Raw genomic sequence first — 21950 nt, 5'->3', positions numbered from 1 at the left:
GTTCAGTACTTAATAAATGGAGTCTTTGATGGCGAGCAGCAACCTGATTAAACAATTGCAAGAGCGGGGCCTCGTTGCCCAGGTGACGGATGAAGAAGCGTTAGCAGAGCGACTGGCGCAAGGGCCAATTGCACTGTATTGCGGTTTCGATCCTACCGCAGACAGCTTGCATTTGGGGCATCTGGTGCCATTGCTTTGCCTGAAGCGTTTCCAGCTTAACGGGCATAAGCCTGTTGCACTGGTGGGCGGCGCGACCGGCCTTATCGGCGACCCAAGCTTCAAAGCCACCGAACGTAAGCTGAATACCAACGAAACGGTAAACGAATGGGTTGAGAAAATCCGTCATCAGGTTTCCCCGTTCCTGGATTTCAACTGCGGTGAAAACAGCGCCATTACGGCAAACAACTACGACTGGTTTGGCGGCATGAACGTGCTGACTTTCCTGCGTGACATCGGTAAGCATTTCTCTGTTAACCAGATGATCAACAAAGAAGCGGTGAAACAGCGTCTGAACCGCGATGACAGCGGCATCTCCTTCACCGAATTCTCTTACAACCTGTTGCAGGGTTACGATTTCTCTTCACTGTACGACCTGCACAAGGTGGAACTGCAAATTGGCGGCTCCGATCAGTGGGGCAACATTACGTCAGGTATCGATCTGACGCGTCGTCTGCATCAGAAACAAGTGTTCGGCCTGACCGTTCCGTTAATCACCAAATCTGACGGCACCAAATTCGGTAAAACCGAGGGCGGCGCAGTCTGGCTGGATCCGAAGAAAACCAGCCCGTACAAATTCTACCAGTTCTGGATCAACACCGCCGATGCAGACGTTTATCGCTTCCTGAAGTTCTTCACTTTCATGAGCATTGAAGAGATTAATGCGCTGGAAGAAGAAGATAAAAACAGCGGCAAAGCACCGCGCGCGCAATACGTGCTGGCGGAAGAAGTCACCGGCATGGTGCATGGCGCCGAAGGTCTGGCTGCAGCCAAACGTATCACCCAGAGCCTGTTCTCAGGTTCCCTGAGCGAAATGACCGAAGTCGATTTCGGCCAGCTGGCGCAGGATGGCCTCGAGCTGTTTGAAGTGCCACGTGATACCGATCTGCAACAGGCGCTGGTGATTGCCGGTATGGCTCCGTCAAAAGGCCAGGCGCGTACCATGATTTCCTCAAACGCAGTTTCCATTAACGGCGAAAAACAGACTGACACTGAATACAACTTTACTGACAGTGATCGCCTGTTTGGTCGTTATACCTTGCTGCGTCGCGGTAAAAAGAACTACACCCTGCTGCTCTGGGCGTAAGCGTTACGACCGGCATCACGAGGGGCGTTACAGCCCCTCGTTTTTGTCCTGTGAACTCAGTAATACCGCCATCTCCCGATGACGTTGCTATCGGAAATTCCTCATGAAAAGCATTCTTTCTATCCAGTCACACACCGTTTTTGGTCACGCCGGTAACAGCGCGGCAGAATTTCCTATGCGCCGCATGGGGGCGAATGTCTGGCCTCTTAATACCGTTCAGTTTTCTAACCATACGCAATACGGGCACTGGACCGGTTGTGTGATGCCTGCAACGCACCTGACAGACATCGCTCAGGGCATTGCGGAAATCGATCGTCTGAAAGATTGTGATGCGGTACTGAGCGGGTACATCGGTTCGCCTGAGCAGGGCCAGAGCATTCTGGAGATTGTCCGCCTGGTGAAAGCAGCGAATCCTGATGCCTGGTATTTCTGCGACCCGGTCATGGGGCATCCTGAAAAAGGCTGTATCGTGGCACCCGGTGTGGCGGAGTTCCATTGTAATCAGGCGCTGGTGAACTGCGATATCATCGCGCCAAACCTGCTGGAGCTGGAATTACTCGGCGGCCATGCGGTGGCGAGTGTTGAAGAAGCCGTTGCGACAGCGCGTGAGCTTATCGCCAAAGGCCCTAAAATTGTGCTGGTGAAGCACCTGAGCCGCGCGGGGTATCACAGCGACCGCTTTGAAATGTTGCTGGTTACCGCAAACGAAGCCTGGCATATCGACCGCCCGCTGGTCGATTTCGGCGTACGTCAGCCGGTCGGCGTCGGTGACCTGACCAGCGGATTATTGCTGGTAAATCTGCTGAAAGGTGAAGCGCTGGATAAAGCGCTGGAGCACGTTACCGCAGCGGTTTACGAAGTGATGCTGGCGACCCACGCGATGGGCGAGTACGAACTGCAAATCGTGGCGGCGCAGGACAACATGGTCAAACCTGAACATCATTTCCCGGCCGTTAAGCTGTAATTATCTCTTTAGTATGTGCCAGTAAAAACGCCCCGTGCTGATTCAGCCGGGGCATTTTATTTTTGCCGTCTGTAACCGCGACAAAATTCACATCACAAAAAACTTATTTCAGACCTTCGGCGGTCAGCGCAGCATCAACGGCCGGTCGCGCCGCCACTCTGTCGAGATAGGCGTTCAGCTCGGTCAGTGCGCTCAGGTCGAATTTCAGTGCTTTTGCCCAGCCCATGACGGTAAACAGGTAGGCATCGGCCACGCTAAAACGTGCACCCAGCAGGAAATGATTGTTTTTCAGCGACTCATTCACGTAAGCAAATTTCTTACTCAGCGCTTCACGGGTGACCGTTTTGAAGTCTTCCGGCGTTTTCGGATTGAACAGCGGAGAGAAACCTTTGTGCAACTCGGTCGCAATGTAGTTCAGCCATTCCAGTGCATGATAACGGGCCAGCGTACCCTGTTCCGGCATCAGCTGGCGGTCTGGTTTCTGGTCAGCAAGATACTGCACGATCGCCACGCCTTCAGTCAGGATGGTGCCATCATTAAGCAACAGCGTTGGGATCTGTCCTTTCGGGTTCACCGCCAGAAAATCATCGCCGGTTTCCGTTTTCTTGGTTGCCAGATCGACCTTTTCGATACTGAAGTCCAGATCGGCTTCGCGAAGAATAATGTGCGGGGAAAGGGAACAGGCGCCGGACTTATAATACAGTTTCATAGTTACTCCATCTGATGAGGACTCAGGCCAACCCTGGCAATGCTGTGATGCACGGGCAGCGACAGGGCATAGACACGCTGCTTCTATCCTAGAACCGGCGGGAGTAAAAGTCAGTGTTTAAATTGCGCCTGCCGTGCTTATGTCGCCTTTATGGCGAACATTGAAGCGGTTCGCCAGGAGTCAGCAATTAACGCGCGTGCTGATTCAGATAATCGCGGACGGCCTGTTCAACAGATTCGGGCGCAGGCAGCATGGGGGAACGTAATTCGTTCGCCATCAGCCCGTCCAGCGACAGAGCAAACTTTATCGCAGCCGGATTGGGTGCGGAGAACATCAGGCGAATCATGGGCAACAGGCCAAAGAAAGTTTTGCGCGCGGCGACGATATCCTGAGTTTTAAACTCCCGGATAAGCCGGACAAACTCTTCCGGGAAAATATGCGAAGAGGCTGCAATAGCCCCGGCACCGCCGAGACTGAGCGTCGAGAAAATCTGCACATCTTCACCACACATCACATCCAGCTCACCGTCAGCAATCAGCGACAGCGTCAGATCAATGCTGCCGCCGCAATCTTTGATGGCCGTGATCCGCGGATGTTTCGCCAATTGACGCAGCGTGTCGATCTCCATCTGCACACCGGTGCGATAAGGAATGTTATAGATCATCACCGGCACCGTGGCCTGATCGGCGATTTCAGTAAACCACGCCACCAGCGCGGGCTGAGACGGGCGGATGTAATAAGGCGCAGGCACTAACAGCCCGGCGACCGGACGCTGTGAAATCGCATTCTGCATATCGCGGATAACCGGCATATGCGTGCCGGACAATCCCATGATCACCTGATGTCCGGGGACGATTTCCAGCACGGCATCTAACACCTGCAGCTGTTCTTCTTTGGTGAGCATCGGCGCTTCACCGGTTGTTCCACAGACGACAACGCCATCCACGCCCCGTTTGAGCAGCCGGGTGCACAATGATTTCAGTGCGGTAAAGTCGACCTCACCCTGATGGAAAGGTGTGACCAGTGGGACCCAGATACCTGAAAACGATGACATGATGTATTCCTTAAACGGCGTTATTTATCAGCCACGGATCATGTCAGTAAAACAGGGGCCAGTGCCAATTGAATGAATTAATAAGGTGTTTTGAGTTATCTATGGCGCTTATGAGAGCCGCCTCAGGAGCTGGCTAAAATATCCATTTCGGCGCCCAGGAGGTTTCGTAACACCTCAACCGAAACAGGACGGGAGAATAAATATCCCTGGAGATGTGAGCAACCTGCTGAAACTAAAAAGGATTTCTGCAACTGATTTTCAACGCCCTCGGCGATGACGTTGAGATGCATTTTATTACCCAGCTGGGAGACGGCGGTCACGATGGCGGCAGTATCGTTCACTTCTGTGACGTACTGCACAAACGAACGGTCAATTTTCACGCTGTCTACCGATATATCTTTCAGCAAACTCAGACTTGAATAACCCGTACCAAAATCATCCAGAGAAATTTTGACCCCAAGCTTACGCAGTTCCATCAGATGGCTGAGGCTGGTGGCGTTCGCATTCATCACCGACGTTTCGGTCAGTTCGAGTTCAAGCCGCGAGGGCGGAAAATCCTCTTCCTTCAGCAAGGCCAAAAGTCGCGCGCCGAAGTCGGGTTCACCGAGCTGTACAGCAGAGACGTTAATGGCCAGATTGAGCTTATCCAGTGGCTTGATGTCGCGACATGCCTGGCGAAGAACGATGTCACCGAGCTGAATCACCAGGCCTGTCTCTTCGGCCAGTGCGATAAATTGCACCGGGGAGACGGCCCCCAGCACGGCGTGATTCCATCTGGCCAGTGCTTCCACGCACACCACTTTCTCATCGAGGCTGCGCAAAATCGGCTGATAAACGCAGGAAAGATCCCCTTCCCGTGAGAGGGATTCTGCCAGCGCTTTCACCATAATGCGTTTGCTGACCGTGCTGGCATCAAGTAATTCGGAATAATAAGAAAAGACATTTTTACCCCGTTGTTTGGCCTCCAGCAGCGCGGTATTTCCACGGCGCATGATCTCACCGGCGGTAATATTCTCGGCGCCAAACATGACTATTCCAAACGACAGGGTGATCAAAGGATTGGCCCGCGTCAGAGCAAATGGCTGGCGCATCATGACCAATATTTCCAGCGCCAGATTTTGCGTCATTTCATTTGTCGGGCTGTCGCGCAGAATAATAGAAAATTCATCCCCACCGATACGCGAAACAATGCCGGTTGTTCCGACTTCATTGCGCAAACGCTGACCGAATTCACATAAAATAGCGTCGCCTGCCTGATAACCGTAGGTATCGTTGATGTAATTAAAATCATTCAGGTTAAGCAGGAAAAGGGCGTAAGTTTCCGGACGATACATTCTCTGCGCGGCGATCTGGCTGAGTTCTTCATTTAACGCCGTGCGGTTGGGCAGTCCGGTTAATACATCGTGGCGGGCCAGATAGCGGATCTGCGCTTCGGAGTTTCGCAACAAAGAAATATCCATGATCGACGTCAGAATATATTGCCGCTCTTCAAGCGTGACCCGGGATTTACGCACCAGAACATTTCGTCGTTTGCCCGCCGGGTCTATAAGCGTTTCTTCATGAACAGTTTTCTCACCGGTTGCCAGCACGTCAATATCACGTTCGCGCTGACGTGCAGCCTGCTCAGGGTCGGTAAAAAAGGACACGTCTTCACCGATCAACTCTTCCCTGGGGCGACCATAAAATTCGCTCGCTTTTTGATTAAGAAAGACCAGCTTGCGCGAATCATCTTTTAATACCGTGGCTTCGGGAAGGGCATCAAGAACCGCCTGGCATATCGCAATATCAGTAAGCATGAGTTAACTACCCCGAGCAGAAAATGTAAGTGATGTGGCCCCGTAGGTCAGGCAATAAGCTCATCAGGTTTTTGCAATTATTACTCACAATTGGATGAGAATATTATGGTTGTTTTTAAATTTTAAAATTCAATTGGTTATCATGTGCTAAGTAAAGTATTCGACATTTTATTCGGGTGAATAACGTTCAACTGCCGTCAGCGCGTTTTTTTCAGGACGAAAACGGGATTTCCCCTGCACACAATCGTGCTGAGCGCTGAATAAAATACAAATTAGGATTTTCTTTATCAGGAGAAGGCATATTCACCCGTAAGGCAGGAATGATGACGGTAAAGAAAGCAGGCGACTGACGATAAACTTCAGGTCTTAACTACAGATGTTTCTTCGTACCGAATTTTTTGTCCCACTCACGCCGGTATCCGCGAGACTGTTTACGGCCTTTTAACCACAGTACGGTACAAACGATGCATACCCCCGCCGAGAAGACAATATTACGCATATCCTGATCGTAAAAAATGACCAGCACGCAGTCGAGCGCTGCCACAATCGCAAACCATTTATGCATATGAGACTGACGCCGGGTTTCGGCATTCATGCGTTTTAACTGACGTCCTTCATCCAGGACTTTACGTTTTTCCATCGGCTGTTCCTGGTGAGTCGTTTGAGTTAAGGGAGGCGGGGAGTGACAAAGCGTCTGTTAAGAATAACAAATTGGCGATCTCTTTTCCTCCCCGTTATTTTTGTACAGAGATTGATCTCCCGGTATCGCGTAGAGTATCTTTTAGGAATTATCTTAATTTCCGGTGCGAAAATGAGCGATTCGTCTTCACGAAAGATTGTTGATGGTGCCAACATTTATCAGGATTTCGAAACCCGTTTCTATGAATGGGAAGACGGAATGTCGAGTGCGGGTTTCAAACTGGAACTGCCCGATAAGAACCGGGAAGAGTTTGACTGGGGCGTTACCGGTTATAACTTTGGCCGCGTGATTGGCGGCGTTCTGACGGTGAGTGAGCACGATATTAACCGCCAGTACGGAAACCTGTTCTCCATGCCCGATCATATCGTGATTTTTATTGTGATTATCGGCGGTATGGATTGCCTGTGCTTCGGTGAACGTTTTCAACTGGCACAGGGCGATATCCTGATTCAGGATATGTCGCAGCCGATACAAATCCACGTCTATCCGGGAGACGTCAAACCGCGTCTGGGCACTTATCAGTACATCATTATGCCCAAACACAGCCTGCATTTTAATGTCGATATTGCCTCGCTGCACGGTAAGAGGGTGCCGGCCTCATCTCCGGTGAACATTATTTTGCGCAACCATTTTGCCACCATGGTGCAGGTATTTGACCAGATGACCGAGCAGGAAGTGCTGAGTACGGGTGAAGGTGCTGCCTCGGTGTTTCTGCAAACCTTGCATCTTATTGCCGGGAAAAAGGTGGAACATCCCTTCGAGCAAAGCGCACGCCTCGAGCGTATTTGTCTGCATATTGAAAAACACCTGAGCAAGCCGATCGGCATTGATGCCTTGTGCAAACACTTTGCTATTTCCCGTTCCGGGCTATACCGGTTGTTCGAACCCCTCGGCGGCATCGCTCAGTTTATTCGCAGCCGGCGGGTGTTGCTGGCAAAGCGTTTGTTACGCACCTCGTCGATGTCCGATCAGAGTCTGGCGGCCATTGCCCGCCAGTGCGGACTGGAGCTCAGCGTGCTTCGCCGCTACTTCAATGAGTTCTACGGCGCAACGCCGTCTGAGATGCGCGAACGATTCCGCCGCGATGCGGAGCAGTCTGGTCATCCGGGGGCGACGCACGTCAATTGGGTGAGTTCCCTTTAAAGAATTGATTTAACAACTAATGTTTAAAGGTTGTTAATAAATGATATTTTTTATGTTCTGTCACTATTCTGATTTTGCCTGTACGTGGCGGAATCAGCGCCGAATTTTGAGGCAAACGCAGTAGACTTGTTGAGATGTCCAACGGTAATGACTGAGAGTCCATTATGTTAGTCCCTCAACAGGCAGTAGATGAACAGGCGCGTCTGACGATACTGGCGTCACTGGGCATACTGGATACGCCCAGGATCGAGGAGATAGATCGCATTACCCGTATGGCGGCCCGGCAGTTTCAGGCTAAGGCGGTCTTAGTCTCGCTGATTGATTCCGACCGGCAGTGGTTTCTCTCCCAAACTGGTCTCAATATCAATCAGTCTCCCCGCGACACCTCTTTTTGCGGTCACACCATTCTTGAAGCAGGGCCGTTAATTGTCAGAGATGCCCGGCTTGATCTGCGGTTTCACGACAATCCTCTGGTTTGCGGCGACCCGCACATTGTGTTTTATGCAGGATGCGCGCTGCATTCCAAAGAAGGTGTTGCACTCGGCGCATTCTGTCTTCTGGATGACCAGCCCCGCGAGTGGAGTGATGAAGATCAGCAAACTTTGCTGGATATGACCGCGCTGGTCCAAAGCTACATTCTGCATCTCGAAAACCGCCAGTACACCGCGACCGTGGAAGATAATCTGGCAAAAAGCGAAGCCCTGTTTGAGCAAACATTTGCCCATGCTGCCGTGGGATTCTCACTCGTCGCGCTCGACTGGCGCTGGCTGCGCATTAATCCGCAGGTCTGTAACATGCTCGGCTATGCAGAGTTTCAGCTGCGCGCCTGTCTGTTGCATGACGTGACGCACGCCGACGACGTCTATGCCGAAAACATCCTTATCCCGCGATTACTGTCGGGTGAAATCAACAGTTTCAGCGTCGAAAAACTCCTGCAACGTGCCAATGGCAGCACTCTTTGGGTCACCCTGATGGCGTCGCTGGTGCGCAATGCGGCGGGGGAAGCGCATCACTATATCGTGGTCATCAGCGACATTACCGAACGCAAACACATCGAACAGGCACTGTACTCCCTGCAGGGCGATCTTGAGCGCCGCGTTGCTGCGCGCACCGTCGAACTGCAGGTCGCAATGGATCAGCTGCATCAGGAGATTGCCCGGCGCCTGACGCGCGAAAGAGAACTGACCGAAAGTAAAAATCGTCTGCGGGCCATCACCGATAATATCCCCGCGCTTATCTGTCACGTAGACGCCAGCGAGCAATACACCTTTGTGAATCATTTTCATGCCAACTGGTATGGCGTGGAGGAGGAGAAGGTCAGAGGTCGGCAGGTGCGTGATGTAGTGGGCTACGCGAGTTATCAGATCATTCAGCCCTACATCAGGCAGGTTTTGCAGGGCATGACAGTCAGTTATGAGATCGAATTGCCGGATAATTCGGGGTTCGGCATGGGGGGCGTACTGCATACCACGCTTATTCCCTGCGACGATGTCCGAAACGGTTACTACGGTCTTTCCACCGACATTACCGAGATCAAAAAACTTCAGGCGCAGCTGGAGTTCGAAGCGAATCATGATTCACTGACCGGGCTGCCAAACCGCCGGGCGTTTCAGCAGTCCCTGATGTATGCCGCAAAACAACAAGAAAAAGCAGATAAAGACATCGCATTGCTCTTTTTGGATATTGATAATTTTAAAGCTTACAACGACACCTACGGGCACGAATTTGGCGATCTGGTGCTTAAGTTTTTCGCAGACACCCTGCGAACTAATTTGCGTTCGCAAGATATCGTCGCGCGACTGGCGGGCGATGAATTCACCGTTTTACTCAGCCACCTGGGCAACAGCGAAAATGATGTCAGCCGCATCTGTCTCGGGCTGATAAGCGCCCTCACAACCATCGAAAAAATCGCCGGTGTGCCGATCGCATTGTCTGCCAGCATCGGTGTCTCCATCGGGCGTGCGCGTCAGCCTATGATGCCCGACACGCTGATGGCACGCGCAGATGCCGCCATGTATCGCGCCAAGCAGGGCGGGAAAGGGCGTTATTATCTGGGCTGACTGAAAGCGCGATTTACTCTGTTCTGACAATGATCTTATTGGTTTTTTCGGTATAGCAAACGACATCATCCGGAATGCTTTTATTGATAAAAGACATCGCACCAATCACAACATTATTACCAATCGTGATGTCGTTCCCAATAATGCAGCAGTTCGCGCCAATATCGACATTATCGCCAATGGTCAGGAGCACACCCTCCACATCATCTTTGATTCCAATCGTCGTATTTTGCCGGATGCGGACATTTTTCCCTATGTTGCAATAGGGATTAATCACGATACCTGTGAAATGGGGCAGCCTGATCCCTTCACCAATTTGCGTACCCAGCATAATTTCAATGTTGTATTTTTTGATGAGGGAGAAGTTGATCTTCCGCGCACGGCTTTTACAAAAATGGCTGTCGGTTGAGTACAAGTAACTCGCGATCCTCCACCAAAAAATGTATCTGTGCTTAGGCTGTTTAATGCATCGCAGGATGATGCGTCGCCATGAGAATGACTTTTTATTTTTGAGGATATCAGCAGCTAAACAGCGCGTGAGTTGTTCATATTTGGTGTAACGGTTGCTCATCAGAAAGGGCCATGTCCGCAGGAGTAAACTTACACAATCCTAACACAATGAAGACCTTTGCTAAATTAGCACCAAAAAAAACGCCTCCCGAAAGGAGGCGCTCTGTAACCATCATCAAACGCTTTCTGTGATTATTGCGCAGAAGCCAGATCAGGTTGTTTTTCGTCAGTGTCACGATCCAGTGTCATGCGGTGCAGCTTAGACGCGGTGATCAGCATCAGCACGGCAATGACGGCGGTCGCCATACCAATCTGCAGGAACACATGGCTGTAAATGGCCAGCGAAGCGTGCGCATCCTGAATGTCGGCAGGAACGGCCGTCAGATTAGCCACGTAGCCTGCAATAATCGCAGCGGCTGCGGTCGTCAGGAACCATGCGCCCATGATGAAGCCCATCAGACGTTGTGGAACCAGCTGTGCCACCATAGCCAGACCGAGGCCAGAAATCATCAGCTCACCGATACTCTGCAATGCGTAGCTCAGTACCAGCCAGTTAACAGACACAATACCGTTTTCATTCGCCAGGCTCGCACCCCACGGCAGCACCAGGAACGCACCGGAACACAGCACCATACCGATAGCAAACTTGTGCGGCATTGGCATACGGTCACCGACTTTGGTGTAAACCGCAGCAAGCAGCGGGCTGGCAACCATGATCCAGAACGGGTTCAGCGCCTGGAACTGCTCAGGCTGGAAGCTGATACCCAGCAGGTCATGACCGACGTTATGAATTGCAAAGAAGTTCAGAGACGTTGGCATCTGGCTGTACAGCACGAAGAACACCACAGCTTCCATCATCAGCAGGAAAGCCACGATCATTTTACGGCGTGCAATGCCTTTCATCGCGAACGTTTCTTTGGCAAAAACAATGATGATACCGACAGAAACCACACCCAGAACCATACGTGCGATGGTTTGGTTATGCAGCAACCAGCTTGAAATGAACACCAGCGCGACAACACCCACCAGCACCATCAGCAGTTTCTGGAACTGTAAAGGTTCGAAATCCGGTTTTGAACCCTGACGTTTTACCCATTTGCGGCAGAACAGGAAGTTCACGATAGTGATAAGCATCCCGACCACGCTCAGAGAGAACGCCACGCTCCAGCCGTATTTGGCTGCCAGCCAAGGCGTTGCCAGCATTGAGAAGAATGAACCAATGTTGACGGACATGTAATACATGGTGAATGCGCCATCAAGACGCGGGTCATCTTTTGCATAGCAGGTAGAAAGCAATGAGGATGGATTTGCTTTAAACAAGCCGCTGCCGACGGCGATGGTCGCCATACCCAGATAAACCCAGAAAACTTCGTGGCCGGAATAGGCAACGAATGAATAACCTAACGCCAGAACAATCGCGCCCAGCACGATCACGCGTTTTGAACCGAGCACTTTATCGCCCAACCAGCCGCCGATAGCCACGAAGCCGTAGACCAGCGCACTGAATGAGGAGAACAGGGTAATGGAGTCGGCTTCACTCAGGCCAAGCATTTTGACCAGGTAAACCGCCATGATGCCTTGCAGGCCGTAGTAACCGAAACGTTCCCACAGTTCGATGGAGAAGATCAGATAAAACGCTTTAGGTTGTTTGAAGGCGTTCAGACTCACGCTTTCATTGTTTGGTGTTTTGTTTGCAGTTGACACTCGTACCTCTGTTTATTCCTTCCGGCCGTATGGCGGAAACGCATAAGTGGCGCGAAATAAGCACCCTTTGCATTGTTATAAGATGGGGATGACGGCAGGTAATGTTCACTATCTACGTAAATGAGGCAAGGAGTTTGACATATTCCGTTACATATAACTTATCCGACCTGATTAAACTGTGTTCGAAATGTTATGCAGAATTAACGTTTATGTTTTTGAAATAGGCAACGCGAATATGTTGTATGAATATTCATCTTCAAAGGCATATAAGTTTAATTTTTCCATCGATATCAATGATGGTTTAAATCACTCATTCATCGTGAATAAACAGTGAATAAACCCGGTTAATTTGCAGTTTGTGGCATTTTATTCATTCTTGGTGCGTTCAAAAATCAGCGTTTAAAACGACAACAGGGGTAATGTGATCTACTTCTCGTTTTAACACTAAATTTCCGATTGAAAATAAGATTAGTACGACTTAGGGAGGTTAAACGGCGAGGGTGTTTACATTTGATGTCTCAGGCAGGGGGAAATCCTGCCGGAGTTGACGAATAAAGCATCAGTGGGAAAGCGGGGAATTTAGCCGATCATTTGCTCAGCGTATCGCCAAGCGTCTGAATCAGTCGATTCGACCAGCTGAACAGCGCCGTGGTCAGCAATATATCCAGAGATTGTGTTGCGGTATAACCGGCGTCAGACAAACCGTGCAGCAGACGCGCATCGAAACGTTCCGGTGTACGGGTTAGCGCAATGACACTTTCCAGCAATGCCGCTTCTGCACTGCCGGCCTGTTGTTGTGACACCGCATCCACAATGTCATCACGGTGAGTCGCCTCAAACAACTGTTCGATTAATTCCGGCTTGCCTTCGGCTTCCAGATACAAACGCCCGTGTATGCCCGCGCAGTACAGGCAACCGTTCAGCTCTGACGTAGCCACAGCGGCCAGTTCGCGCCAGGCTGCTTTCGGACGCTCGCCCGCCTGCATGATGTTATTGAACACCGCCGAGAATTCACTCAGTGCATCGGCATTGTGAACCAGCAGCGTGTAAAACGAAGAGGAGCGCGCATCGGGTGCAATCAGATCCAGCACATCCTGCTGATGCTGGCTGGCACTTTCAGGCGCGACTTCCGGCAGCCGTGATGTCCATTGCAACATCGCCAGTGAAAAGCCCTTTTGCTCACAACCTTCAGGGGAAGGGAAACCTGGCAAAACGGCGGCTGCGCGGCCGCGTAATCCGTTTAAAATAGCCAGCACTCTCGCCTGATAACTCACAAAACCGATCAGTTGCGTAAAGGTGACAATATCCTGCGTGCTCAGGCCAATATCATTGAGCTGTTTCAGCATTGGCGCGGTGATTAACGTTGGTTGGGTGGCAAGTAATCGTGCGAACTGGGTGATGTGAGTCTGGCGGATGTTACTTTCACGAGAGGCGTCCGGGCTGGAGAGCGGGGCGAGGCGGGCGGCGTAATGGCTACAAAGTGGCTGTACGCCGCTGACCTGGGCCACGGTGAGCGCACTGCTCAGGCGGTCGTATAAAGAGAGCGTTTCAGTGCGCGACACGCGCAGGCTGTGCGGAAAAAGCACATCGTAACACGCTCGTGAGGCGTTCAGCAGCCCCTGACGCTCGTTGATCAAGGCGCGCAGCGTAGGGTCCAGTTGTGCATCCAGCCCAAGCAAGAAGCGATCCTGAGCCAACGCAGCATGCGGATCGAGCGGCAGATAACCCTGCTGGCTGCATTGTGTCTCGTGATACCAGCCGCTGTGCGCGGCCTTGCGTTGTTGTTCCATGATCGGGTCCTTTGCATCAGGCAAATTAACAGACCCTATCGTTGCCTATCCTGGTGTCGAGATAAAATAATGTTAAGCGATAAATCATAGCGAAAAGGAATAGATAAACGCAGAAATGCCAGCTAAATCTATTTATGACGAATATTTGTACCGCAATGGCTAAAAAAAACGGCATCAGATACCTGACACCGTTTTTTAGAAACACGCATGATGAGATTTATCAGCGTCCGTTTCCGTCACGACGCCAGGCGTCGGCGGTCAGCGCTTCACCAAAGTGGCTGGAAATCAGTCGCTTTGTGAGATCGTGCAGCGGTGCTGCCAGCACTTCCGCGGTATTACCACGCTCAACCACTTCCCCTTCATGCATCACCAACACCTGATCGCTGATGTGTTTCATCATGCCGAGATGCTGTGTCACGTAGATATACGAGATCCCCTGTTTTTCCTGTAATTCGAGCATCATGTTGATAACTTGCGATCGCATCGACATATCCAGCGATGCCAGGGCTTCATCGGCCACAATGACTTTAGGTTGCAGGATCAACGCGCGGGCGAGGGCGACGCTCTGCTTTTGCCCGGAGGCCAGCATATGCGGATAATAGTTAGCATGGTCTGGCAGCATCCCCACCAGACGTAACGTCTGGTTAATGCGCTGCTCCCGTTGCTGGGCATCCATTTCGCTGTTCAGGCGCAGCGGGGCTTCAAGTAACTGGCCGATACGCTGACGCGGATTGAGTGATGTGCTCGGATCCTGAAAAATCATGCGGATTTGCTGGCTGCGAAAACGGTAGTCACGAAATGCCAGAGGATGATCGTCAATCAGAATCTCACCGCCGCTCGGTTCCACCATGCCGGAAAGCATTTTCGCCAGCGTCGATTTACCCGAGCCGTTTTCGCCGATAATCGCCAGCGTCTGTTTTTCCCGCAGCGTAAAGCTGACAGGTTTTACCGCCTCAAGATTCATTTTTCTGAACAGCCCGGTGCGATAGCGGAACGTTTTGCTCAGGTTACGCACTTCGAGGAAAGTTTCGGCCATTATTGCTCCTCCATGTTCAGCGGAAAGTGGCACGCATAAGCATGGGTTTTCGCCAGGCGCAGACGGGGAGTTTCAATGCATTTTTTCTGTGCATAAGGGCAGCGCGGCCCCAGACGGCATCCGATGGGCAGATGCTCAAGCGAAGGGATCGCGCCGGGCAGGGTATTCAGACGACTTTTGTGGGGCAGCGAGCGGCCAAAGTCAGGCATCGCGCGGATCAGCGCCTGCGTATAAGGGTGGTGAGGCGTGGCCAGCAGATCTTCGCAGGTGGCGCTTTCGACGGTCTGCCCGCAGTAAAGCACGTTAATGCGGTTTGCCCATTTGCTCATCATTTGCAGGTCATGGCTTATCAGCAAAATGGTGGTGTTATTGTTCTGATTCAGCCGCGCCAGCAGGCGGAAAATCTGTGCCTGCGTGGTCGGCTCCATGGCATTGGTCGGCTCATCGGCAATCAGCAAACGTGGCTGATTCGCCAGTGCAATGGCAATCATCACTTTCTGGCATTCACCTTCAGTCAGTTCATAAGGATAACTGGCCATGATGTCTTTATGATCTTTGATGCCGACGCGATGCAGCAGCTCGATGGCCCGGTATTTACGCCAGCGAAAACGCTGATACCAGCGGCCTTTATAGGTCCAGCCGGGGATAGCCTGAATCAGCTGGCGTCCGATATTCTCGGAAGGGTCCAGACAGGATTGCGGCTCCTGAAAAATCATCGAGACGTTCTGCCCCACCAGCTTGCGGCGTTCGCGCGGTGTCAGTTGCAACAGATCGATATCGTCAAAGCGCATCCGGTCAGCCGTTACGCGCCAGTTATCTTTGGTCACGCCACAGATGGCTTTGGCGATCAGGCTTTTACCGGAACCCGATTCTCCCACCAGGCCGCGGATTTCCCCGGCGCTGAGCGTCATGCTGACGCGGTCGACGGCTTTAACCGGCCCTTCTGAGGTCATAAATTCGATGGTCAGATTGCGGATATCAAGTAATGGCATTATTCCACTCCCGCATTGATCGCCCGACGCACACCGTCACCCAGCAGGTTAATCAGCAATACGCTGATAAGAATAGCGGCCCCCGGCAGCATCACTGTCCACGGCGCGACGTACACCAGTTCGAGCGAATCACCGAGCATGGCACCCCATTCCGGCGAAGGCAGCTGCGCGCCCAAATCGAGAAAACCGAGCGCGGCGATATCCAGAATTGCCATCGACAGCGCGCGGGTAAACTCGGTCGCCAGTACGGCCACAATGTTGGGCAGCACCGCGTAACGCAGAATTTGCCAGGTCGAGGCACCGTCGAGGCGCACGGCGACAACGTACTCTTTCTCCAGCTCATCATGCACCGCGCTGTAAATGGTGCGGGAAATACGCGGCAACAGCGCCAGCCAGACGGCCAGCATTGCGTGCTCGAGTTTAGGGCCGATAAAAGCCACCACAACAATCGCCAGCAATAAAGAAGGAATGGATAAAAGCGTGTCGAGAATATGGTTAAGAATGGCGGATTTCAGCCCGCGGGAGATCCCCGCCAGAACACCGATAATCACGCCGCACAGAGAGGCCGCCAGCGTAATCACCAGCGCACCGCCGATGGTCGGTGCCGCCCCGGTGAGGATGCGGCTCAGTAAATCACGCCCCAGATCATCAGTGCCGAGGAAGAAAGAGACATTGCCGTAGCGTGACCAGGATGGCGGCAGTAGCTGATACCCTAAAAATTGCTGATCCAGCGCGTAAGGAGCCAGAAAGTGCCCGAAAACACACAGGAACAGCAACCCGATAACGCCGTAGAAACCAATCATCGACAATGTGTCGCGATAGAAAATTCCCCACGTATGACGCAGCGGGCTGGGTACCTGTTTTTCGCGGTATACGTTATCGAAGGGCATACCATTCCTTATGTTTCAATGGATTCATCAGCGCACCCAGAATGTCTGAGAACACGTTAACCACAATGACCAGCGATCCGACCACCATCACGCCGGCGGAGATCGCCGCGTAATCCTGCTGACGGATGGCATTAATCAGCCAGCGCCCGATGCCCGGCCAGTTAAAGACCACTTCAGTGATCATCGCCAGCGTCAGCATGGTGGAGAATTGTAAACCGAGTTTGGGAATGATCGGCGGCAATGCATTGTGCAGCACATGGCGGCGGATAATCGTGAAGCGTGATAATCCCCGCGTCGCGGCGGCTTTCACATAGTTTTTTGTCAGGATCTCGTCGGTTGAAATCCGCATCAGACGGACCACTTCTGTGGTGGGCGCCACCGCCAGCGCGGCGATCGGTAAAACCATATGACGAATGGCACTGACAATCATTTCATGACGATACGGAGAATCAGACAACCAGGCGTCGATAAGCGTCAGGCCGGTGACGGTTTTCAACTCATACAACAGATCCAGCCGTCCGGACACTGGCAGCCAGCCAAGCTGTAGCGAGAAGAACAGCATCAGCAACACGGCCAGCCAGAATACGGGGATCGAGAAGCCGAGCAGGGCGAGACTGCTGATCGCGATGTCCGGCCATTTTCCGCGCATTACGCCTGCGAGAATGCCGAACGGAATGCCGACCAGCAATGCCAGGGCAAAGGCCAGCACACATAGTTCCATGGTCGCCGGGAACACCGCTCTGAGCTGGTAGCGGATGCTTTCACCGTTAATGCTGGAAACGCCAAAGTCCAGCTGGCATAAGCTGGTGAAGTAAAAATGGTAGGCATCCCATAATGACGCCCCGCGCAGCGGTGCGTTTGGGGTGAAATAGCTCAGGCTGAAGGCCACCAGGCTGAGAAAAAACAGCGTAACCAGCAGCAAAAGAACGCGACGTAACGTGAAGATGATCATGGTGCTTTCCTTCCTTCGTCATCGCGAAAGACACCTGCAAACGAAGAGTTGCCGAACGGGCTCAAAACCAGCCCTTTGATGTCATAACGGTAAGCCTGAAGGCGCAGGGAAGAGGCCAGTGGCAGCACCGGGAGTTGCTGCTCAAGAATTTTTTGCGCCTGCTGATAAAACTCAATGCGTTGCGAAAGCTGCTGGGAAAGCAGGCCCTGACGCAGCAGTTCATCAAACGCCGGGTCACACCAGTGAGCATAGTTGGTCTGTGAAGGGATCGCCGCACAACTGAGCATCGGCCTGAAGAAACTGTCGGGGTCATTACTGTCGGTAGACCAGCCGGTCAGGGTCAGATCGTGATTCATCTCCATCAGCTTAGCTTCCTGAAAACGTCCCTCGACCGGCACGATGATCACTTTAATCCCCACCTGTGCAAGGTCTGCCTGTAACAGTTCGGCGGTTTTAAGCGGGCTCGGGTTAAACGACTGCGAGGCGGTCGGCACCCATAAATGCAGGGTCAGCTTTTCCTGCCCTAAATCTTTGAGGATTTTCTGCGCTTTCTTCGGATTGTATTCCGTCACCTGCGCGTTGCTGTCATACGCCCACGACGCGCGCGGCAAAATAGAGGCAGCGGTTTCGGCTGTGCCGTAATAGATCGACTGCATCAGGCGTTGATTGTTAATGGATAACGCAACCGCCTGGCGGATCCGCGGATCGTTAAGCGGTGCTTTATTCGTATTGAAGGCCAGATACGCCACGTTCATACCGGGGCGCAGCGACAGGCGCAAACGCGGATCTTCACGCAGAATCGACAGCTGGCTGGCGGCAGGATAGGCCAGCACGTCGCATTCACCGGTCAGGAGTTTGGATAAACGCCCGGTGCCGCCAACGCCCATATCGATCACCACCTGCGCCATGCGCGGTTTGCCTTTCCAGTATTGCCCGTTACGCATCAGACGCACGTACTGTCCGGTACGGTATTCACCGAGCTGGAACGGACCGGTGCCAACCGGCTGGCGGTCGATCTCTTCTTCATTGCCGGCTTTTTGCAGACTGGCGGCATATTCCGCAGACAGCACCGGTGCGTAGTGCGTCGCCAGGTGCCAGAGGAAAGAGGCGTCCGGATTGTTCAGGCGAAACTCAACCGTTGCGTCGTCAATTTTTTTGATGCTTTTGATGGTTTTGGCGAATTGCAGGCTGTCGAAGTAGGGATAATCTTCACCGTTGACGCCGTGATAGTGATTGTTCGGATCAATGATGCGCTGGAAGCTGAAGACCACGTCATCGGCATTCATTTTGCGGGAAGGCGCGAACCAGCCTGTCTGCTGGAAAGGCACGTCTTTACGCAGATGGAAGCGGTACGTCGCGCCGCCGTCAAGAACTTCCCAGCTCTGCGCCAGCTCAGGGATGAGACGATAGGTGTAGGGGTCAACATCCAGCAGGCGGTCATACAATTGTGCTGCGAGCGTATCAATGATCAGCCCGCTGCTGGCTTTCTGCGGGTTAAACGTATTGATCATGCCGTTGACACAATAGACAAAGCCACTCTGGCGAATATCTTTCACCGGCGCAGTGATGACCGGCGCGCTGGCGGGTGTTGGGGCAGTCTCAGCAAACACTGCTGTGGACAAACCGCTCAGTAAAAGCATCCACAAGGTTAGACGATGCATAAAGGCTTCAAAGTTAAGGTGCAATGCCTTAAGTGTACCGTACTCTGCGAGCTACCCCAATCCATTGCGCGAAACACCGCGTATTCCTGCGGCACATCGCGCAAATTTTATGCGGATAAAAATAAAACCCTTGAAGTTGGATTGATATTGTTATGTTATAATATAACAATAATCGCAGGCGAAGTATTCCTGCGCTCTCCTTCGATAAGAGGTTAACGATGTCCTTACTTCCCGTTACCGTGCTGTCCGGTTTTCTTGGCGCGGGCAAAACCACCGTACTTAATCACATTCTTAATAACCGGCAGGGCATGCGCGTGGCGGTGATCGTCAACGACATGAGCGAAGTGAATATCGATGCCGCGCTGGTCGCCAACGAAATTACCCTCGACCGCCAGCAGGAAAAACTGGTGGAAATGAGCAATGGCTGCATCTGCTGCACGCTGCGCGAAGATCTGCTGATTTCGGTGCGCGAACTGGCGCAGGCGGGGCGGTTTGACTATCTGCTGATTGAGTCGAGCGGTATCTCGGAGCCGCTGCCGGTAGCGGAAACCTTCACTTTTGAAGATGAAAACGGCGAAAGTTTGTCGCAGTTTGCCCGGCTGGATACCCTGGTCACCGTGGTCGATGGCGTCAATTTTATGCAGCAATATCAGGAAGCGCGCAGCGTGCAGGAGGCAGGCGAAAGTCTGGGTGAGGAGGATAACCGCAGCGTGACCGATTTGCTGATCGACCAGATAGAGTTTTGCGACGTTCTGCTGGTGAGTAAAACCGACATGCTCGACAGTCAGCAGCAGCGGGAAGTTATCGCGTTGCTGAAAAGCCTCAATCCGGACGCGCATATACTTCCGATTTCGCCGGGCAGTTTGCCGCTGGAAAGCGTGCTGAATACGGGGCGTTTCGATTTTGCCAAAGCGCAGCGGGCACCCGGCTGGCTGAAAGAGCTGCGTGGCGAGCACACGCCGGAGACTGAGGAATATGGCATCAGCAGCTTTGTTTACAGCGCCCGCAGGCCGTTTGATCCGGATAAGTTTTACCGCGTGGTGCACGGCGACTGGGGCGGTGGCAATCTGCTGCGTTCAAAAGGCTTTTTCTGGCTGGCGACGCGGCCACGATTCGCCGGGCAGTGGAGTCAGGCGGGGGGAATTGCCCACTACGGCATGGCGGGTATTTTCTGGCGCGCCCTGCCGGAGAGCGACTGGCCGCAGGATGAGGAAACGCGCGAGCAGATCATGGAGAAATGGGTGGAACCGTTCGGCGACATGCGCCAGGAGCTGGTGTTTATTGGTCAGCATCTCGATAAGGTGGAGATTATCCGCCAGCTGGATGCGTGCCTGTTAAGTGAAGAACAGATGGCAGAGGGCATCGATAACTGGATGGCAATGGCCGATCCGTTCCCCGAATGGTAATCCTTAAGGAGGCTAAGGTTGTTCAATAAGTAGCCATAATGACGCTGTGGTAATGAGAAAAATTCTCAACAAAGTGCTTTACAGACGATACTGAGAACCATTATCATTCTTTTCACCGGACGAGAGGTGTCCCGCCAGGGGCATTAATCGCGAGGTACGACATTGCTCACATTGCTTCCAGAATGACTTAGCCAGCTCGGGTGCTGGCTTTTTTTTGTCTGAAATTCAGTCACTTTCCTGCGCATTTACCTGTATTCCATGCTTCTTCAACATGCCGCGTAACTGATGATAAGTGACGTTCAGTAATTCAGCCGCCTTGCGCTGGTTGAAACGTGCCTGCCGCAGTGCCTGCTCGATCAGATTTTTTTCCTGACCGGTCACCCATTGTTTTAAATCCAGCGGTAAGGCCGGCAGCGCCGTGTTATCAGCGGGCGTCTCCGGCTTTTCCGAAGCGGTGCGTTGTGCGAAAGGATTGAGAATAATGTTGTCGAGCGGAAACTCGCTGGTGCCGTGGCGGTACATCGAGCGTTCGACGACGTTTTTGAGCTCCCGGATATTTCCCGGCCAGCGATAACGCATCAGCGTGTCATGCGCATGTTCAGTGAAACCGGGAAACAACGGCAGTGAGAGTTCGCGGCACATCTGAATGGCGAAATGTTCGGCCAGTAACATGATGTCCTGCTGGCGCTCACGCAGGGGCGGCAACTGAACCACGTCGAAAGCCAGACGGTCGAGCAGGTCGGCGCGGAATTTTCCTGCTTCAGCCAGCGCGGGTAAATCATCATTCGTTGCGCACACCAGCCGCACATCCACCTGCAACGGCTGGCTGCCGCCGACGCGCTCCAGATGACCGTATTCAATCACGCGCAGCAGTTTTTCCTGCACCAGCATCGGCGCGGTCGCCAGCTCATCGAGGAACAGCGTTCCGCCGTCGGCGCGCTCAAAGCGGCCCAGATGGCGTTTCTGCGCACCGGTAAATGCGCCAGCCTCGTGGCCGAACAACTCGGAATCCAGCAGGTTTTCATTCAGTGCCGCACAGTTAAGAGAAATGAACGGCCCCTGCCAGCGCGGGGACAGATAATGCAGACGATGCGCGATCAGTTCTTTACCGCTGCCGCGTTCGCCGGTGACCAGAACCGGTTTGTTCAGCTTTGCCAGTTGTGACACCTGTTCCAGCACTTCGATGAAGGCGTTGGCTTCGCCAAGTAAATTGTCTGTGTTATCCGTCATTTGGTCTTCCTTGCGTGGTGAAACACACTAACACTTAGTGAAAATCATCA

General features: G+C 52.6%; 18 protein-coding genes. 5 read left to right on the top strand and 13 right to left on the bottom strand.

What is annotated here, in order from left to right; all coding sequences use genetic code 11:
• The first annotated feature begins 28 nt into the window (after nt 1–28).
• Nucleotides 29–1303 (top strand): tyrosine--tRNA ligase, encoded by a 1275-nt coding sequence (gene tyrS / locus ACO0U8_RS02255; RefSeq protein ID WP_056773644.1) that lies wholly within the window; start codon nt 29–31, stop codon nt 1301–1303.
• Nucleotides 1304–1406: 103 nt separating this feature from the next.
• Nucleotides 1407–2267, top strand: coding sequence for a pyridoxal kinase PdxY (gene pdxY, locus ACO0U8_RS02250; protein WP_056773648.1), 861 nt, complete (start codon nt 1407–1409; stop codon nt 2265–2267).
• 103 nt (nt 2268–2370) lie between these two features.
• Here the strand turns inward: pdxY and gstA are convergent, their stop codons facing one another.
• The 4 genes from gstA to ACO0U8_RS02230 form a co-directional block, all read right to left on the bottom strand.
• The gene (gene gstA / locus ACO0U8_RS02245) at nt 2371–2976 is read right to left on the bottom strand and encodes a glutathione transferase GstA (RefSeq protein WP_056773651.1); all 606 of its coding nucleotides are present in this window, start codon (nt 2974–2976) and stop codon (nt 2371–2373) included.
• Nucleotides 2977–3163: 187 nt separating this feature from the next.
• On the bottom strand, nt 3164–4030 hold the full coding sequence (gene dapA / locus ACO0U8_RS02240; RefSeq protein ID WP_421670201.1) for a 4-hydroxy-tetrahydrodipicolinate synthase: 867 nt from the start codon (nt 4028–4030) through the stop codon (nt 3164–3166).
• Nucleotides 4031–4152: 122 nt separating this feature from the next.
• Nucleotides 4153–5826: a putative bifunctional diguanylate cyclase/phosphodiesterase gene (locus ACO0U8_RS02235; RefSeq protein ID WP_421670200.1), complete on the bottom strand. Its 1674-nt coding sequence runs from the start codon at nt 5824–5826 to the stop codon at nt 4153–4155.
• A 370-nt stretch (nt 5827–6196) separates the two neighbouring features.
• Complete coding sequence (locus ACO0U8_RS02230) at nt 6197–6466, bottom strand: hypothetical protein (RefSeq protein WP_056773662.1); 270 nt, start codon at nt 6464–6466, stop codon at nt 6197–6199.
• A gap of 171 nt (nt 6467–6637) precedes the next feature.
• Between ACO0U8_RS02230 and ACO0U8_RS02225 the strand changes: the two genes are divergently transcribed.
• A complete protein-coding gene (locus tag ACO0U8_RS02225; RefSeq protein ID WP_056773665.1) occupies nt 6638–7669 on the top strand; it encodes an AraC family transcriptional regulator in 1032 nt (343 codons plus the stop codon).
• 164 nt (nt 7670–7833) lie between these two features.
• Nucleotides 7834–9729, top strand: a complete 1896-nt coding sequence (locus tag ACO0U8_RS02220; protein ID WP_421670199.1) for a diguanylate cyclase domain-containing protein — start codon at nt 7834–7836, stop codon at nt 9727–9729.
• A gap of 13 nt (nt 9730–9742) precedes the next feature.
• On the opposite strand, the gene ACO0U8_RS02215 is transcribed toward ACO0U8_RS02220, so the two are convergent.
• The 8 genes from ACO0U8_RS02215 to sapA form a co-directional block, all read right to left on the bottom strand.
• Nucleotides 9743–10300 carry a serine acetyltransferase gene (locus tag ACO0U8_RS02215; RefSeq protein WP_056773675.1) on the bottom strand — a complete coding sequence of 186 codons (558 nt, stop codon included), beginning with the start codon at nt 10298–10300 and terminating at the stop codon, nt 9743–9745.
• Between the two features lie 131 nt (nt 10301–10431).
• A complete protein-coding gene (gene dtpA, locus ACO0U8_RS02210) occupies nt 10432–11943 on the bottom strand; it encodes a dipeptide/tripeptide permease DtpA (protein WP_390975151.1) in 1512 nt (503 codons plus the stop codon).
• 587 nt (nt 11944–12530) lie between these two features.
• The gene (locus ACO0U8_RS02205; RefSeq protein ID WP_056773681.1) at nt 12531–13733 is read right to left on the bottom strand and encodes a CMD domain-containing protein; all 1203 of its coding nucleotides are present in this window, start codon (nt 13731–13733) and stop codon (nt 12531–12533) included.
• A 220-nt stretch (nt 13734–13953) separates the two neighbouring features.
• Nucleotides 13954–14769: a putrescine export ABC transporter ATP-binding protein SapF gene (gene sapF, locus ACO0U8_RS02200; RefSeq protein WP_056773684.1), complete on the bottom strand. Its 816-nt coding sequence runs from the start codon at nt 14767–14769 to the stop codon at nt 13954–13956.
• Nucleotides 14769–15761 carry a putrescine export ABC transporter ATP-binding protein SapD gene (gene sapD / locus ACO0U8_RS02195; RefSeq protein WP_056773685.1) on the bottom strand — a complete coding sequence of 331 codons (993 nt, stop codon included), beginning with the start codon at nt 15759–15761 and terminating at the stop codon, nt 14769–14771. The genes sapF and sapD overlap by 1 nt, the downstream gene beginning before the upstream one ends.
• Nucleotides 15761–16651, bottom strand: coding sequence for a putrescine export ABC transporter permease SapC (sapC, locus tag ACO0U8_RS02190; RefSeq protein WP_122095575.1), 891 nt, complete (start codon nt 16649–16651; stop codon nt 15761–15763). Before sapC ends, sapD begins: the two co-directional genes overlap by 1 nt.
• Nucleotides 16638–17603, bottom strand: coding sequence for a putrescine export ABC transporter permease SapB (gene sapB / locus ACO0U8_RS02185; protein WP_056773694.1), 966 nt, complete (start codon nt 17601–17603; stop codon nt 16638–16640). The genes sapC and sapB overlap by 14 nt, the downstream gene beginning before the upstream one ends.
• The gene (gene sapA / locus ACO0U8_RS02180; protein ID WP_421670198.1) at nt 17600–19264 is read right to left on the bottom strand and encodes an ABC transporter substrate-binding protein SapA; all 1665 of its coding nucleotides are present in this window, start codon (nt 19262–19264) and stop codon (nt 17600–17602) included. Before sapA ends, sapB begins: the two co-directional genes overlap by 4 nt.
• A 218-nt stretch (nt 19265–19482) precedes the next feature.
• Between sapA and zigA the strand changes: the two genes are divergently transcribed.
• Complete coding sequence (gene zigA, locus ACO0U8_RS02175; RefSeq protein WP_421670197.1) at nt 19483–20670, top strand: zinc metallochaperone GTPase ZigA; 1188 nt, start codon at nt 19483–19485, stop codon at nt 20668–20670.
• A 225-nt stretch (nt 20671–20895) separates the two neighbouring features.
• On the opposite strand, the gene pspF is transcribed toward zigA, so the two are convergent.
• Nucleotides 20896–21900, bottom strand: a complete 1005-nt coding sequence (gene pspF / locus ACO0U8_RS02170) for a phage shock protein operon transcriptional activator (protein WP_421670196.1) — start codon at nt 21898–21900, stop codon at nt 20896–20898.
• Nucleotides 21901–21950 lie beyond the last annotated feature (50 nt).

The sequence above is a fragment of the Rahnella sp. EDr1-12 genome (assembly GCF_049206505.1).
Lineage (GTDB): Bacteria > Pseudomonadota > Gammaproteobacteria > Enterobacterales > Enterobacteriaceae > Rahnella > Rahnella rivi.
The sequence above is the reverse complement of the archived record's forward strand: the minus strand, read 5'-3'. Positions and strand labels throughout refer to the sequence as shown.